The sequence below is a fragment of the Streptomyces sp. WY228 genome (assembly GCF_019287315.1).
In the GTDB taxonomy this organism is placed as follows: domain Bacteria; phylum Actinomycetota; class Actinomycetes; order Streptomycetales; family Streptomycetaceae; genus Streptomyces; species Streptomyces caviscabies.
On sequence record NZ_CP079114.1, the window covers coordinates 3,395,210 to 3,408,074 of the forward strand.

At 72.7% G+C, this 12,865-nt stretch carries 10 protein-coding genes, 1 tRNA gene and 1 pseudogene; 4 read left to right on the plus strand and 8 right to left on the minus strand.

All coding sequences use genetic code 11. From position 1 onward, the window contains the following. Positions 1 to 64 precede the first annotated feature (64 nt). On the plus strand, positions 65 to 1,342 hold the full coding sequence (locus KV381_RS14695; RefSeq protein WP_030078585.1) for a M6 family metalloprotease domain-containing protein: 1,278 nt from the start codon (positions 65 to 67) through the stop codon (positions 1,340 to 1,342). Here the strand turns inward: KV381_RS14695 and KV381_RS14700 are convergent. From KV381_RS14700 to KV381_RS14715, 4 genes are all read right to left on the minus strand, one after another. Continuing rightward, positions 1,329 to 3,077 carry a class I adenylate-forming enzyme family protein gene (locus tag KV381_RS14700; RefSeq protein WP_050504794.1) on the minus strand — a complete coding sequence of 583 codons (1,749 nt, stop codon included), beginning with the start codon at positions 3,075 to 3,077 and terminating at the stop codon, positions 1,329 to 1,331. The genes KV381_RS14695 and KV381_RS14700 overlap by 14 nt on opposite strands. Before the next feature lie 276 nt (positions 3,078 to 3,353). Next, the gene (locus KV381_RS14705) at positions 3,354 to 4,265 is read right to left on the minus strand and encodes a hypothetical protein (protein ID WP_234024551.1); all 912 of its coding nucleotides are present in this window, start codon (positions 4,263 to 4,265) and stop codon (positions 3,354 to 3,356) included. An 86-nt stretch (positions 4,266 to 4,351) separates the two neighbouring features. Continuing rightward, on the minus strand, positions 4,352 to 4,768 hold the full coding sequence (locus KV381_RS14710) for a hypothetical protein (RefSeq protein WP_218785356.1): 417 nt from the start codon (positions 4,766 to 4,768) through the stop codon (positions 4,352 to 4,354). A gap of 126 nt (positions 4,769 to 4,894) precedes the next feature. After that, complete coding sequence (locus KV381_RS14715; protein ID WP_218785357.1) at positions 4,895 to 5,884, minus strand: helix-turn-helix transcriptional regulator; 990 nt, start codon at positions 5,882 to 5,884, stop codon at positions 4,895 to 4,897. Positions 5,885 to 6,303: 419 nt separating this feature from the next. On the opposite strand from KV381_RS14715, the gene KV381_RS14720 reads away from it, so the two are divergent. After that, positions 6,304 to 6,376, plus strand: a tRNA-Arg gene (locus KV381_RS14720). Positions 6,377 to 6,525: 149 nt separating this feature from the next. Further along, complete coding sequence (locus KV381_RS14725) at positions 6,526 to 7,134, plus strand: hypothetical protein (protein ID WP_218785358.1); 609 nt, start codon at positions 6,526 to 6,528, stop codon at positions 7,132 to 7,134. 103 nt (positions 7,135 to 7,237) lie between these two features. Here the strand turns inward: KV381_RS14725 and KV381_RS14730 are convergent, their stop codons facing one another. Further along, a complete protein-coding gene (locus tag KV381_RS14730) occupies positions 7,238 to 7,852 on the minus strand; it encodes a DUF4333 domain-containing protein (RefSeq protein WP_030078598.1) in 615 nt (204 codons plus the stop codon). Positions 7,853 to 7,954: 102 nt separating this feature from the next. Beyond that, a complete protein-coding gene (locus tag KV381_RS14735) occupies positions 7,955 to 8,809 on the minus strand; it encodes an aminoglycoside phosphotransferase family protein (protein ID WP_218785359.1) in 855 nt (284 codons plus the stop codon). Between the two features lie 100 nt (positions 8,810 to 8,909). Between KV381_RS14735 and KV381_RS14740 the strand changes: the two genes are divergently transcribed. After that, positions 8,910 to 9,683 carry an ATP-grasp domain-containing protein gene (locus tag KV381_RS14740; RefSeq protein WP_218785360.1) on the plus strand — a complete coding sequence of 258 codons (774 nt, stop codon included), beginning with the start codon at positions 8,910 to 8,912 and terminating at the stop codon, positions 9,681 to 9,683. A 103-nt stretch (positions 9,684 to 9,786) separates the two neighbouring features. On the opposite strand, the pseudogene KV381_RS14745 reads toward KV381_RS14740, so the two are convergent. Together KV381_RS14745 and KV381_RS14750 are read right to left on the minus strand one after the other, a co-directional pair. Further along, positions 9,787 to 10,666, minus strand: a pseudogene (locus KV381_RS14745) (adhesin). Between the two features lie 206 nt (positions 10,667 to 10,872). Then, entirely contained in the window at positions 10,873 to 12,744 is a 1,872-nt protein-coding gene (locus KV381_RS14750) for a membrane protein (protein ID WP_030624731.1), read from the minus strand. Positions 12,745 to 12,865: the final 121 nt, after the last annotated feature.

Below are 12,865 nucleotides of genomic sequence, written 5' to 3' on the forward strand. Positions count from 1 at the left end.
ACAGGCTGATCGCCAGAGCGCAGTCAGGGGTCGGCCGACTGCCGCGGACCCCGAAGGCGCCTCTATGCAGCAGCCCCGCCACCGGATACGCAGACACCGCCGCCCGGTCGCCCTGGCCGGAGCGACCGCGCTGGTCATAGCGGCCATGGCCTCGGCCAGCACCACCCTGCCGACCACCGGCCGCGCCTCGGCGGGCCCGGCGGCCACCGCCCAGGACTCCGCGCTCGCCCCGTGCCGGATCTCCGCCACCATGGGCGTCCAGATGTCCGAGGGCCTGCCCACCCCGCCCGGCTACACCCGGTCGACCGGCGAGATCAGAGCGCTCAACCTGATGATCGACTTCCCGGACGCGGAGGGCACGGAGCCCGCGACGGACCGGTACGCGGAGTTCTTCCCGCAGACCTCCGACTGGTTCAGGACCAGCTCCTACGGCCGGCTCGTCTACCGGCCGGAGGCCCCCGTCAAGGACTGGCTGCGGATGCCGATGGCGTTCACGGAGTACGGGATAGAGCGCGGCTCACCGTTCGAGCCGGGCTACCGCCAGCTGGTGAAGGACATCGTGGCGGCCGCCGACCCCCGGGTCGACTTCTCGGAGTACGACCTGGTCAACATCCTGGTCAGCCCGAACGCCGGCCCCTCCGCGCTGGACACCGTGCTCTCGGTGACCTTCTCCGGCAACGACGAGGCCCCGGAGGCGGACGGCGTACCGCTCGCCAACACCTCGTTCGTCTACAGCCGCCAGGACGACGGGTCGGGGTCGTACGCCGAGACCGGCTACCGCGTCCTGCCGCACGAGAACGGCCACGTCTTCGGGCTGCCCGACCTCTACACGATGGAGGGCGGCGGCTCGGTCGGGCACTGGGACATCATGTCCGAGGACTGGGGCGCCAACAACGACTTCCTGGCCTGGCACAAGTGGAAGCTCGGCTGGCTCGACAACGAACAGATCAGCTGCGCCTCGCAGTCCGGCGTCAGCGAGCACACGCTCGGCCCGCTGGCCACCGAGGGCGGCACCAAGCTCGCCTTCGTCCCGCTGAGCGCCCAGTCCGGCTACGCCGTGGAGGTCCGTACGGCCGGGGGCAACGACGAGGCGGTCTGCCGGCCCGGGGTGCTGATCTACAAGGTCAGCTCGGACGTGGACACCGGCCAGGGCCCGGTCTCCGTCGCCGACGCCACGGAGGACAGCGGCGGCTGCACCCGGCGCCCCAACGTGCACGCGGAACTGTCGGACGCCCCGTTCCGCCCCGGCCAGACGTTCACCGACCGGGCCAACGGCGTACGGATATCCGTGCTGGACGAGGACGACGACGGGAACTACCGGGTACGGGTCACGCGCCCGTGAGGGGCGCGGCGGTCTCCAGCAGGGCCCGGAGCCGGTGCTTGAGGAGCTTCCCGGTGGCGTTGCGCGGGAGCGGCTCCTCGGTGAACAGCACCCGCGCGGGCGCCTTGAAGGCGGCAAGCCTCCCGCCGACGTGCTCGCGCAGGTCCTCGGCGGTGACCACGGCCCCGGCGCGCGGCCGGACGACGGCCGCCACCTCCTCCCCCAGCACCGGGTGCGGGATGCCGAGGACGGCGGCGTCGGCCACGTCGGGGTGGTCGTGCAGGACGCCCTCGACCTCGACGCAGGACACGTTCTCGCCGCCCCGGATCACCACGTCCTTGATCCGGTCGACGACGGAGATCCGCCCCTCGCTCCGTACGGCGAGGTCTCCCGTACGGAACCAGCCGCCGTCGGCGAAGGCCTCCTCGGTCGCCGCCGCGTCGCGCCAGTAGCCGCGGAACAGCGACTGGCCGCGCAGCCACAGCTCCCCCGCCTCCCCGTCGGGCAGCTCATCGCCCGACGGCCCGGCGATGCGCGTCTCCGTGACCGGGGTGGGCCGCCCCGCGCCGCCGGGCTCCGCGCGGTACTCGTCGCCGAAGTGCGCGAGGACCCCGCCGCTGGTCTCGGTGAGGCCGTAGCCGTTGCGGGGCTCGACGCGGGTCCCGTAGCGGGCGGTGAGCCGGGCGACCAGGGCGGGCGGCGGCGCGGCTCCCCCGGTGCTGAACAGGCCGAGGCCGCCCAGAGCGTCCCCGTCGCCCGCCCGCTCCGCGGCCTCCAGCAGCTGGAGCCCGGTGGCGGGCACGCCGGAGAAGTGGGTGACGCGGTGCGTACGGATCAGCCGCAGCGCCTCGTCCGCGTCCCACTTGTGCATCAGGACGAGGGCGCCGCCGGCCGCCATCGCGGCGTAGAACCCGGTGAACGCGGCGACGTGGAAGAACGGGAACGTCATCAGCGAGACCGGCGCGGGCCCCTGCCCCGGGATGACGCCGCGTGCCAGCGCGGAAGCCGCCGCGTGGTAACGGGGGTTGAGCGCGGCCCCGGCCTGGGCGAGCTGGGTGGCCACCGCGCCCTTGGGGCGGCCGGTGGTGCCGGAGGTGTAGAGGATCGTGGCGTCGTCCTCGGGCCGGGGCTCCACGTCGGGCGGCGCGGCGAGCGGATCGGGTGCGGGGAACTCCTCGTACCGATCGAGGCGCAGGCCCTCCGCCGTCCGCCCCGCACCGTGGAAGAGAACGACGTACGCCCCGGTACGCCGGGCCCAGCCGGCGACCCGCCCCAGCCGCTCCCCGTCCACGAGGAGCACCCCGGGCTCGCAGTCGTCGAGGGCGTGACCGAACTCCTCCTCGGTCCACCAGGCGTTCAGCGGTACGGCGACGAGACCGGCCAACTGGGCGGCCCAGAAGGCGATCTGCCACTCGGGATGGTTCCGCATCGCGATCACGGCCCGGTCGCCGGAACGCAGCCCGTACCGCTCCCGCAGGCGTACGGCGAGGGCGGAGGCGGCCGCGAAGAACTCCCCGTAGCTGTACGTCCGTTCCCCCGCGATCAGGAACGGCGCGTCCCCGTAGGCCCAGGTGGTCTCGACGAACTCCCGCAGCGTACGGGGCCCGTCGGCGTACTCCGGCGTGCCCCGCTCACCGATGACCACGGCGAAGGGCGCGCCGGGCGCGGTGAGGGCGGCCTCGATACGCGCGGCGCGCCCGGCGAGCTCAGCAGCGTCGGCTGCTCCGGGGTCCGGGGACGGGACGGTGTGCGGCACGGACGGCCTCTCTCGCGCTGACGCTGGTGCTGATACCGGTACTGATGCTGATACCGGTGCTTGCTGACACACGAGACGCTATGCAAGCGGAGGCGAAGCGCCAAGGGCGGCAGCCCCCGGGGCATCCCTTTTCGGGTCACTCAGGCGGCGGCCGGGGGCCCGAACCGCACGGAGGTCAGCTCTGCGGGAGGAGCGGTCGGCCGAACAGGAACGTCACCGGGGCGACGGGGCGCTCGTCAGCACCCCGTCCCTGCTCGGCCGGTTCCCGAGGGACGGTCAGGGTGCGGGGAAGGAGAGGCGGACACCGTGCTGTTCCTCGGCGCCCCGGAGGGACGGGACCAGGGTCTCGCGCACCTTGTCGAGCTCGGCGGCATGGTCGGCGAGGAAGTCGGTGCGCAACCGTTCGCGGATCGGTTCGCGGACGGCCTCCACCGGGCGCATGCAGTCGGCGTAGGCGCTGCCCAGGACACGGTTCTCGCGCGGGAGGTCGGCCGGGGCGACGGACTGCAGGCGAGTGTCGGTGTGGCGGAAGAAGCCGTCTTCGTCGGAGACCTCGATGTCGTGGCCCGCGAGGCAGTCGGGCAGGGCGGCCAAGGCCTCGACCGTCGCGGGGTCGTCGTCCAGGGAGCCGAGTTCCTTGAACCACGCGGCCTGGAGCGATGCGTAGGTCCCGCGCAGTACGCCGACGGCGGCGGCGCCCTCATCCTGGCAGCGGCGCACCTCGTCGGGGGAGCCGGAGCGGCCCGTGGCGGCGGGCGCCGCGGGCAGGGGAACCTCGGCGCTGTGGCTGAAGCCGTGCCGGGCGATGAAGTCCAGGTCGGGCAGCTCGAAGAGGCGGATGAACGCGGGCGGCGGGGCGTCCTGGGGGAGGTCGAAGCCGCCCTTTGACGCGCACGAGGCCATGGCGGTGTGCGCCACCTGCTGTCCGAACGTGTCCAACCCCTGTGTCCAGCGGGCTTCCGCACCGGTCGCCGGGAGGAGCATGGTCAGGGGGTCCTTCGGCAGCGCGTGGGTGACCTGGGCCGCTGAGTCCGCGGTGGGCAACGCGGATGACGTCGCCGAGTCCGACGAACCGGCAGCCGTCGAGCAGGCGGTGAGGGCCCACAGGGCCGCTGCGGCGACGACGGCGCGACGAGGTCGTGGCTGTGCCCGACGACGGATCGCCGGGAGGATCACTCGGTCTCTCACACCCATCCTCTTCCTTCTCCCCTGCTCGCTTCGGCGTAGGAGGTGCCGCCGAGGCCGACGGCACCTCCGGATGGCAGCGGGCTGGATCAGTGGGTGATCCGGACCGTGTCACGGCCGTCGTAGTAGCTCGCTATCCCGAACCTGGTGCCGCTGTTGACGTCGGTGCACAGCCAGTACCGGGAGTCGTTGACGCTGTGGTTGCCGTCGGAGGCCTGGACGTAGCCCTTGGCGCAGGTGAACCAGCCGCCGGAGCCGAGAAGGCGGCCGGCGTAGCGGTCGTAGCCGCGGGAGGAGGAGTCGTTGGAGTAGGTGAGGTTGAGGTCGCCGCAGGTGCTGTTGGCCTTGCTGAGGATGGTGCTGGAACCCCGGTACCCCGTCGTCAGGGTCGAGGTCACGCAGGCCTGCACCCCCACGTCGGCGGCGGACGCCGTAGGCGCGAGGGCCACACAGGTCGCGGCGGCCGAGGCGATGGCCAGGGCGCCGGCGACGAAGGTTCGCTTCATGAAATTCCCCCATGTGCTGTCGACGAAGGGCGGGCACTGGTTGCCGCCCGGAGTGCTTCGCCCGTCACTCTCCCAACCCTGGGCAGGCGCTCTCCAGAACCTTCGACCTGGGTCGAAAGACCCGGATCAGGCGGCGGACCTCGATGTTCCGGTGCGGAGCAGCGCCGCCCCGACCGGAGTGAGGGTGTGCAGGACGGTGTTCCGCGAACGCCGGGTCGTGATCAGGCCCGCGTTGCGCAGCACGGTGGTGTGGTGCGTGGCGGTGGCGGGCGAGACGCCCAGGCGCTGGGCCAGTTCGGTGGTGGTCGCTCCGTGGGCGAGAGTCCGCAGGGCGGCCGCGCGGGTCTTCCCCAGCAGGGCGCCGAGGGAGACCTCCGAGGGGCGCTCGGGGGCAGGTGCCCAGGTATCGCACAGGGGGTAGACAAGCACGGCCCGTAGTGTGTTGTCGGCCAGGACGACCGGTTTCCGCCAGCAGAAGTAGGACGGGATGAGGCGCAGGCCGCGGCCGTCGAGATGCAGGTCCCGGTCCACGACGTAGTCGATCTCCAGCACCGGCGGGCGCCAGCGTATGCCGGGTGCGAGGCCGCGGAGCAGCCCGTCGACGCCGGTGTCGACGGTCATCCGGGCGCATGCGGCCCGCTCAGCGGCGATCCTGGTGAAGACGTCGTCCTGGAACGGCGCGATGACGGCGTCGTGGTAGGCGCGCAGGGCCTTGCCGAGTTCCTCACGGGCCCGGCTCTCCACCAGGTTCCCCGCCCAGGGCGGCCCTCCTGTGGTCTCCTGCAGTCTGCGCACTTCGGCGGCCACCCGGGAGGACGGGGTGTCGAGCACCGCGGCGAGTCCCTCGTCCAGTCCCTCGGCGGCCTCGTACGGGGTCAGGAAGTCGGGAAAGTAGGCGGCCCGGGGCACGACGGGGACGAGCAGTCGGCGCACCGCCTTGCCGAGCGGTGTACTCGCCAGGGTGTCCTGGGTGGCGCGGTACCAGTCGGCGTAGGCCCAGCGCCCCTGCGAGGTCTGGAGCCGGTGCAGGCTGAAGACGGTCTCCCAGAGCGGATCGGGACGTGTCGCCAGCCTGACACGTGTGAGGTCCGCGGGCGTGAAGTGGATGCGCAGCACGAGAATCGCCCCCCGTTGATGGTCGTCCTGCTCACGGCAAGCGTGGGGGTGGTTGGTACGAAAGGCAAAGCGTTGCCCGGTGTGTCGCCGCTGGGCCGCGACAGGAGCCTCAGGGGCCGGGGACACCTGCTCCGGCCCAGGGCGATCGCCCCTTCGGGGAGGGGCGTTCACGCGGTCCGCCGAAGCGGAGATGGGCGCCGGAGCATCCGGACGACGGCCGTTGGCGGTAACAGGGGCGACCGGCGGAATCCCTATCCGCTAGGCTGTCAGCGGTCAGTAGGCCTCCAGAGCACCTGCCCGGGAAAACGTCCCTCAGGACCTCTCCCCAGCACTGTTCCAGAAACTCCTGACCAGGGCGTTTGCCTCACTTCGCCCGGCATCCCCCACTGGGGTTTCCGGCAGGGTTTTCGGCAAGCCCCGCCTTCGTAGCTCAGGGGATAGAGCACCGCTCTCCTAAAGCGGGTGTCGCAGGTTCGAATCCTGCCGGGGGCACAACGTACGACCAAGCCGACCTGGGGCTTCTCCGCCAGGAAGGCGCTGCGGCCGCCGGCTTCACTCGACGGAGTGGAGTCGGCCGCCCGCGGGGGAATGTCGGCCTCGCCCTGCTTCGGCTCCGCAGCCGTCTGCCCAACGATGAGCGCATGTCACTGCACCGTCTGCGTTCGCTGACCCGCCGCGCGCTTCCCGCACTGCTGGTCGTCCAAGCCGCTCTTCTTCCCCTCCAGTCCGCCTCTGCCGCCGAGCACGGGACACACCCCTGCCGGTCGTCCGACACCTGTGGTTCGATCATCGTCGCCCCGGTCTCCCAGGCGGCCCCGGACGAGGGTGACTGCACCAGCCCGGAGCCGGTCGTGTGCCTGATCCGGAGCGAGACCCCGGAGGAGCGCGAGGTCGCCCGGGATCAGCGGATGCGGTATCACGATCTCCTTGAGGACATGGAGCGTACGGAGTGCGCGATGCGCGCCGAAGGGCGCTCGGAGGAGGACATCGCCCGCACGCTGGTGCAGATGCGCAACGACGCCAAGGACGTCGTCCGGGCCGGTATGACCCCGGAGCAGGTCGCGGAGCTGGAGGCGCGCAACCAGAAGAAGTACGGCAACCCGCTCGGCCCGACGGCGGATCAGCTCTATCTGAAGTACGGCTCCTGGGAGAAGGTCGGCGAAGCCGCCACGCGGTCGAGCGCGGCCGTGGACCGGGAGCTCGGTCTGGAATTCCGTCACTGTCCGTGTGATGTGCTCCAGGCCGCCTGAATCGCCCCGCACCGCCCGTGACCGTACGGGAGGAAGTGCCGCTGCGGCCCGCCCCCACCTCGGCGAGGAAGGGGGCGGGCCGCAGCGGTGTGTCAGCCGTGTGTCAGCCGTTCGGGGCGCTGTCCACCTGGAAGTTCATCTTGACGTTGCCGTTGACGACCGAGGTCGCGGTGACCGTCACGCCGTACTGCTTGCCGTCCGCGGCCAGTTGGCACCGGATGGTGGCGTTCACCCGGGCCGGGAGGTCCTGGGGGCAGGAGAAGGCGTCGGGGGCCTGGCCCGTCTGGGCCGTCAGGGCGGCCTTGCCCTGACGGGCGACCTCAGCCCTGTCCACCGTCTGCGCCCCGCCGCCACTACCCGCGCTCGGGGTGCCGGAGGGCTGCTCGGAGGGGTCAGGCGCCGCGGAGCCGCCCGCGTCGGGGGCGTCGTCGACCTTGAAGTCCATCTTGACCTTGTCGTCGTCGACCGACGTCGCGGTGGCCGTCATCCCCAGCTTCTGGCCGCCCACGGTCAGCTCGCAGCGCGTCGTCTCGCCCGCCTCGGCCTTGAGGTCGTCCTCGCAGGTGACGTCGTCGATCTCGCGGCCGATCTTCTTGCTCAGGGCCGCCGACGCCTGCTTCGCGACCTCCTCCTTGCTCACCGCCTTGGGGCTGCCCACGCTGACCGAGCAACCCGCGACGAGGAACGCCGCCAGCACCCCCACCGCCGCTCGCGCCATGATCCGGCTCCGTGCCGACCGCTGCATCGCATTCCCCCGAGGTATGTTCATGTCAAGTATTTGGGCGGCCAACGTATCACTCGGTTCCGGCCTCACGGGCTCTTACGAGACGGCCTCCCCGATCACGTGCGCCGCGATCCGCGCCATCAGTGGATTCGACTCCCGGTAGTGCGCGAGCTCCATCAGGGCGATCGACAGCGCCCAGCCCCGCCCCCGCGTCCAGGTCGCGTCGTCGGCCGCCACCGCCGTACGGAATGCCTCCCTGGCCCCGGCCGTCAGCAGGTACCAGGCCGCGATCAGGTCGACGGCGGGGTCGGCCAGGCCGGTGCAGCCGAAGTCGATGACCGCGGTGAGGCGGCCGTCCGCGACCAGGACGTTGCCCGGCTGGAGGTCCCCGTGCGCCCAGACGGGGCGGGCCGTGAACGGCGGGGCGGCCAGGGAATCGGTCCAGGCGGCGGTGGTGTTCTCCCGGTCCACGACACCGTCCAGGGCCGCCAGCGCCTCGCGGGTCGCCCGGTCGCGGGAGGCCAGGGGCTCGGCGCGGTAGGCGGGCGGGGCGTCCGTCGGGTCGATCCGGCGCAGCGCCAGCACGAACTCCGCCAGGTCCGCAGCGAGCAGCTCGGAGGACGAAGAGGCGTCGCCGGGGCCCGGGTTCGTGCCCTCCAGCCAGGTGTGGACCGACCAGGGCCGGGGGAACGCCTCGCACGGAACACCCTGCGCCAGCGGGACCGGTACGGGGAAGGGCAGGCGTGGAGCCAGCCTCGGCAGCCAGCGGTGCTCCGTCGCCACATCCGCCGCGCTGCCGTCGGTACGGGGCAGCCGTACGGACTTGTCGGCGCCCAGGCGGTAGATCGCGTTCGCGGTCCCGCTCGCCTCGACCGCCTCCACGGGCAGGTCCGCCCACTGCGGGAACTGGGCGGCGATCAGGCCGCGTACGAGCGACGGTTCGATGATCATGCGGCGATCGAACCAGGCGGCGCCCGGCCCGCACAACACGCACCGCCCCGCCGGTAATTCGGTGGGGCGCGGCGCACCCCGTACGGGAGGATCAGCGGCCATGACCCGCCCCCCGCGCACCCTCGTCCTTCCGCCCCGACTCACCGTCTCCGCACGGACGTTACGGGCCACCGCGCTGCGGCGCGGGCTGCGGATCGTGGAGGCGACCGCCTCCGCCGTCGCGGCATCGGCGTCGGAACTCGAAGGCGGTGCCGTGCATCTGCATGCCGGGCCCTCCTTCGCCGACGTCGTGGCCCCGACGCTCGGCATCGCCCTCCTGGAGGCTCCCGCCGACTGGCTCGCCCTGCTTCCCCGGGCGCTCACCCGGCGGGACGTCCGGGCGATGCCCATCGGCGACGCGTACCGGCTGCGTCGCCCCGCCTTCGTCAAGTCGCCCAATGACAAGAGCATTTCGGCGCTCGTGTACGCGGACGGGTCCCGGCTGCCCGGACCCGATGCCGTGGATCCGGCGACCGTGGTGCTGGTGAGCGACGTGATGACGTTCGCCGTCGAGTACCGGCTGCATGTTCTCGACGGGGCCGTCCGCACGGCCGGGCAGTACGCCGAGGCCGGCCGGCTCCGGCTCGGGCCGCCGGACGGTGACGCGCTCGCCTTCGGGCGGGACGTCCTCGCGGCCGCCGGGGCGAGCCTGCCCTCCGCGATCGTCGTCGACGTCGGCCGGGACGACGAGGGCCGCTGGGCGGTGATCGAGGCCAACGCTGCCTGGGCCAGCGGGTGTTACCTGGCCGATTACGAACGCGCCCTGGACACCGTCCTCCGCGCCGCCGGGCCCGCCGCCGACCTGTCGCCGCGCGACCGCGCCTTCGTACGGTGAGGGTGCCACGGGCCCGTCTCCGTACGAGACTTCGCCCTCGCGCGGTGAAAGCCCCGGCGGCGTACGGCCCTTCGCCCTCGCGCGGTAAAAGCCCCGGCGGCGCTCAGTGGCAGGTCGCCCGCATCTGCGCCGCCGCGTGGTGTGCGCCGACCCGCCCCGCGTCGCCCCAGTCCCGGCCCCGGTCGATGAGCTGCACCGCGAAGACCTCGCCCTTGACCGGGTAGCTGCGCACCGGGACCGCGCTCCCCCGGTGTTCCGTCTGGCGTACGGCGAACCCGGTGTACGCGGAGTCCGCGTCCTCCGGGTCCGAGAGCACCCGGTAGACCGTCGGGTCTCCGGCGGCGTCGCGCGGGCGGCCGCTGTCGGGGACGAAGACGGTCAGCGCGCACTCGCTGAACCCCCGGCCCAGCCGCCAGGCCCAGACCGCCGTGGAGCCCCGGTCCTCCGTCGGGCTGCCCGACATCGGGACCGCGCTGAACCGGCCGTCGCACCCGCCGCCGTCGAAGCCGCCGTTCTCGACCGTGTACCAGCCCGCGTCCCCGCTCTCGAAACGGCCGCGCTCCGTGTACGTACCCGCCGAGCAGCCGGGGCCGGCCCACTGTGTGAAGCGGTCCCCGTCCGTCGGGGGCTCCGACGAGGTTCCCGAGGGGACCGGTCCGTCCGCACCCGCGCCCGAGGCCGCCGGTCCCGGTCCCGGTCCCGGGGCGATCCTCGTGGGGGCCCCGCCGCCGACCCGGTCGGGCAGCGCGCCCGCCCGGCCCGCCGCGTCCGTCCGGCTGCCGCCACCGCCCAAGCCCCCCGCCGACCAGCAGCGAGGCGACGGTGACCAGGCCTCCGGCGGCCACCACGACGCCCGCCGCGAGCAGGGCCTTGCGCCGGCGCGGCAGGGTGGAGAGCCGGCCCGTCAGCGTCTCGCGCACGACCCAGGATCCGTCCGTGCCGGCCGCGCGGGGCGTCCCCGCCCCGCAGCCGGGGCAGACCATTCCGGGCAGCGGGCCTCGCCGCCCGCCGCCGCAGTGTTGGCACCTCATGGCAGGACACCTTGCCAGGGCGCCGCCCGCAGAGGGAGGGCCCGTACCCGATGGCCCGTACACGGGACGTACGGGCCGGTGTGAGCAACGCCCTTTCCCTATCGGCCCGTTCGCCTTCGAAAAGCGGGATGCGGACTACGGAAAGCGGAGGGGTCAGCTCAGCTCAGCTCTTCAGGGCAGGGCGTGCCCGGCTGGAGCTGGTACGGGGCCGCCAGCCGGTACACACCCGGTCGTGGCGCGAGCAGTTCGGTCCACTCGTCGCCGTACGGGCCCTCCTCGACCTTGTTCAGGCAGCCGTGCGTGTTGGTGTACGTCTTCGGCGCGGTCTCGTCCACCGCCGACCGCTCCTTCGACTCCTCGGTCTCCAGCGGGCGCTCCACGCTCTTGCCGTCCTCGTCGACGAGGGCCAGCCACCGCGTGTACGGGATCCGGATCAGCACCCGGCCCGCCGACTTCACCGTGATCGTCAGCTCGTCCGCGCCCGCCCGCTCCACCGTCGCCGGCGGGTCGGCCAGCGGCACCGGGTCCAGCACGCGGAAGAGCTTCCAGTTCGCGTCGCCCCAGATCTGGCGCAGATACGGCTGCCCCTGCTCGACCAGCTCCGCCTCCTGGACCGCCCCGTTGTCCGGCCGGTCCTTGGGCAGCACCACGTAGTGCACGGCCCAGCGGTCCAGCCACTCCCGGTAGTTCACCGGGTCGAGCGTGTCGTCGTAGAAGAGCGGGTTGCGCTTCATGTCCGCCTGACGGTTCCAGCCGCGCGCCAGGTTGACGTACGGGGCGAGCGCCGATGACTCGCGGTGACTGCTCGCGGGCACCACCTCGACCCGGCCGCGCTCCGCCTCCACCTGCTGGAGCTGGTTGATCAGCGGGGCCAGTTCGCGGTTCCAGGACGCGGCGGGCGCGGTCCGGACGATGTCGTCGACGCCCTTGAAGCCGATCCAGAAGTTGAGGCCCACGAAGGCCAGGACCAGGGCGTACCAGCGGCGGCTGCGCGGCGCCGTGTACGGCAGGGCGGCGAGCAGCGCCACCCCGGCGAACAGCATCGCCATGCGCGTGATGTTCGACCCGATCTGCGAGTCGATGACATACGTGAGGAGCGTCCCGAGTCCGTAGACGGCGGCGGCGGTGCGGACCGTGCTCCAGTCGCGCGGTACGAGGAGGAAGACCAGCACCGAGAAGACGAACGGCAGTGACAGCGTGCCGAGCGACATCGGCTGCGTACCCGAGAACGGGAACAGCCAGGCCGACAGACCGACCACGGCGACCGGGGCGAGGCCGATCGCGTACGCGCCGGGGCGGCGTTTGTGGAGGAACAGCGCCGCCGCGACGACGCCCAGGAAGAGTCCGGCGACCGGGCTGGACGCGGTCGCGAGGGCGGCGAGCGGGGCGGCGACGGCGGCCTTGGCCCACCGCTTGTACCGCCACCGGTAGGGCCAGCAGAACACCGCGGCCACCGCGCCGACGGCGAACATCATGCCGAGCCCGAACGTCACCCGGCCCGACAGCGCGTTGCACAGGAACGCGAAGACCCCGGCGAGCGAGCAGGCCAGCGGATTGCGGACGGCCGGCACCCGGACCAGGATCAGCGCGGTCAGCGCGGAGGAGACCGTACCGACGATCATCATCGTCGTACGGACGCCGAGCAGCGACATCAGATAGGGCGAGACCACGCTGTACGAGACGGGGTGCATGCCCCCGTACCAGGCGAGGTTGTACGCGGTGCCGGGGTGCCGGCCCACGAACTCGGCCCAGGCGTCCTGCGCGGCGATGTCACCGCCGGTGTTGGCGAAGAAGAAGAACCAGAGGAGATGGAGGACGGCGGCGGCCGCCGTCGCGACGGTGACCGGGTGGCGCAGCAGCCGGCGGGCCCGGACGTGCGGTGTGCCGGCTTCGGCGGATGCCGCGGCCGGTCCCTCGGCGGGAGACTCCGGGAGGCGGGGGGACGGCACGCGGACGTGCAGGGCGTCGTCGCCCACGGCACCCGTGGTCCCGTCCGCCTCGCGGCCGGGTTTCGGCTCCGCGGTGGTCACTACGGCTCTCCCCGTCTCCGCCGGCCCCGTACCTCCTCTTGGACGCGTCCCGGCGTCCTTGAGTTGTCCGGGGACGCTAACACGGACCTCCGACACGTTTCTCTGTCATAACCGGCACAGG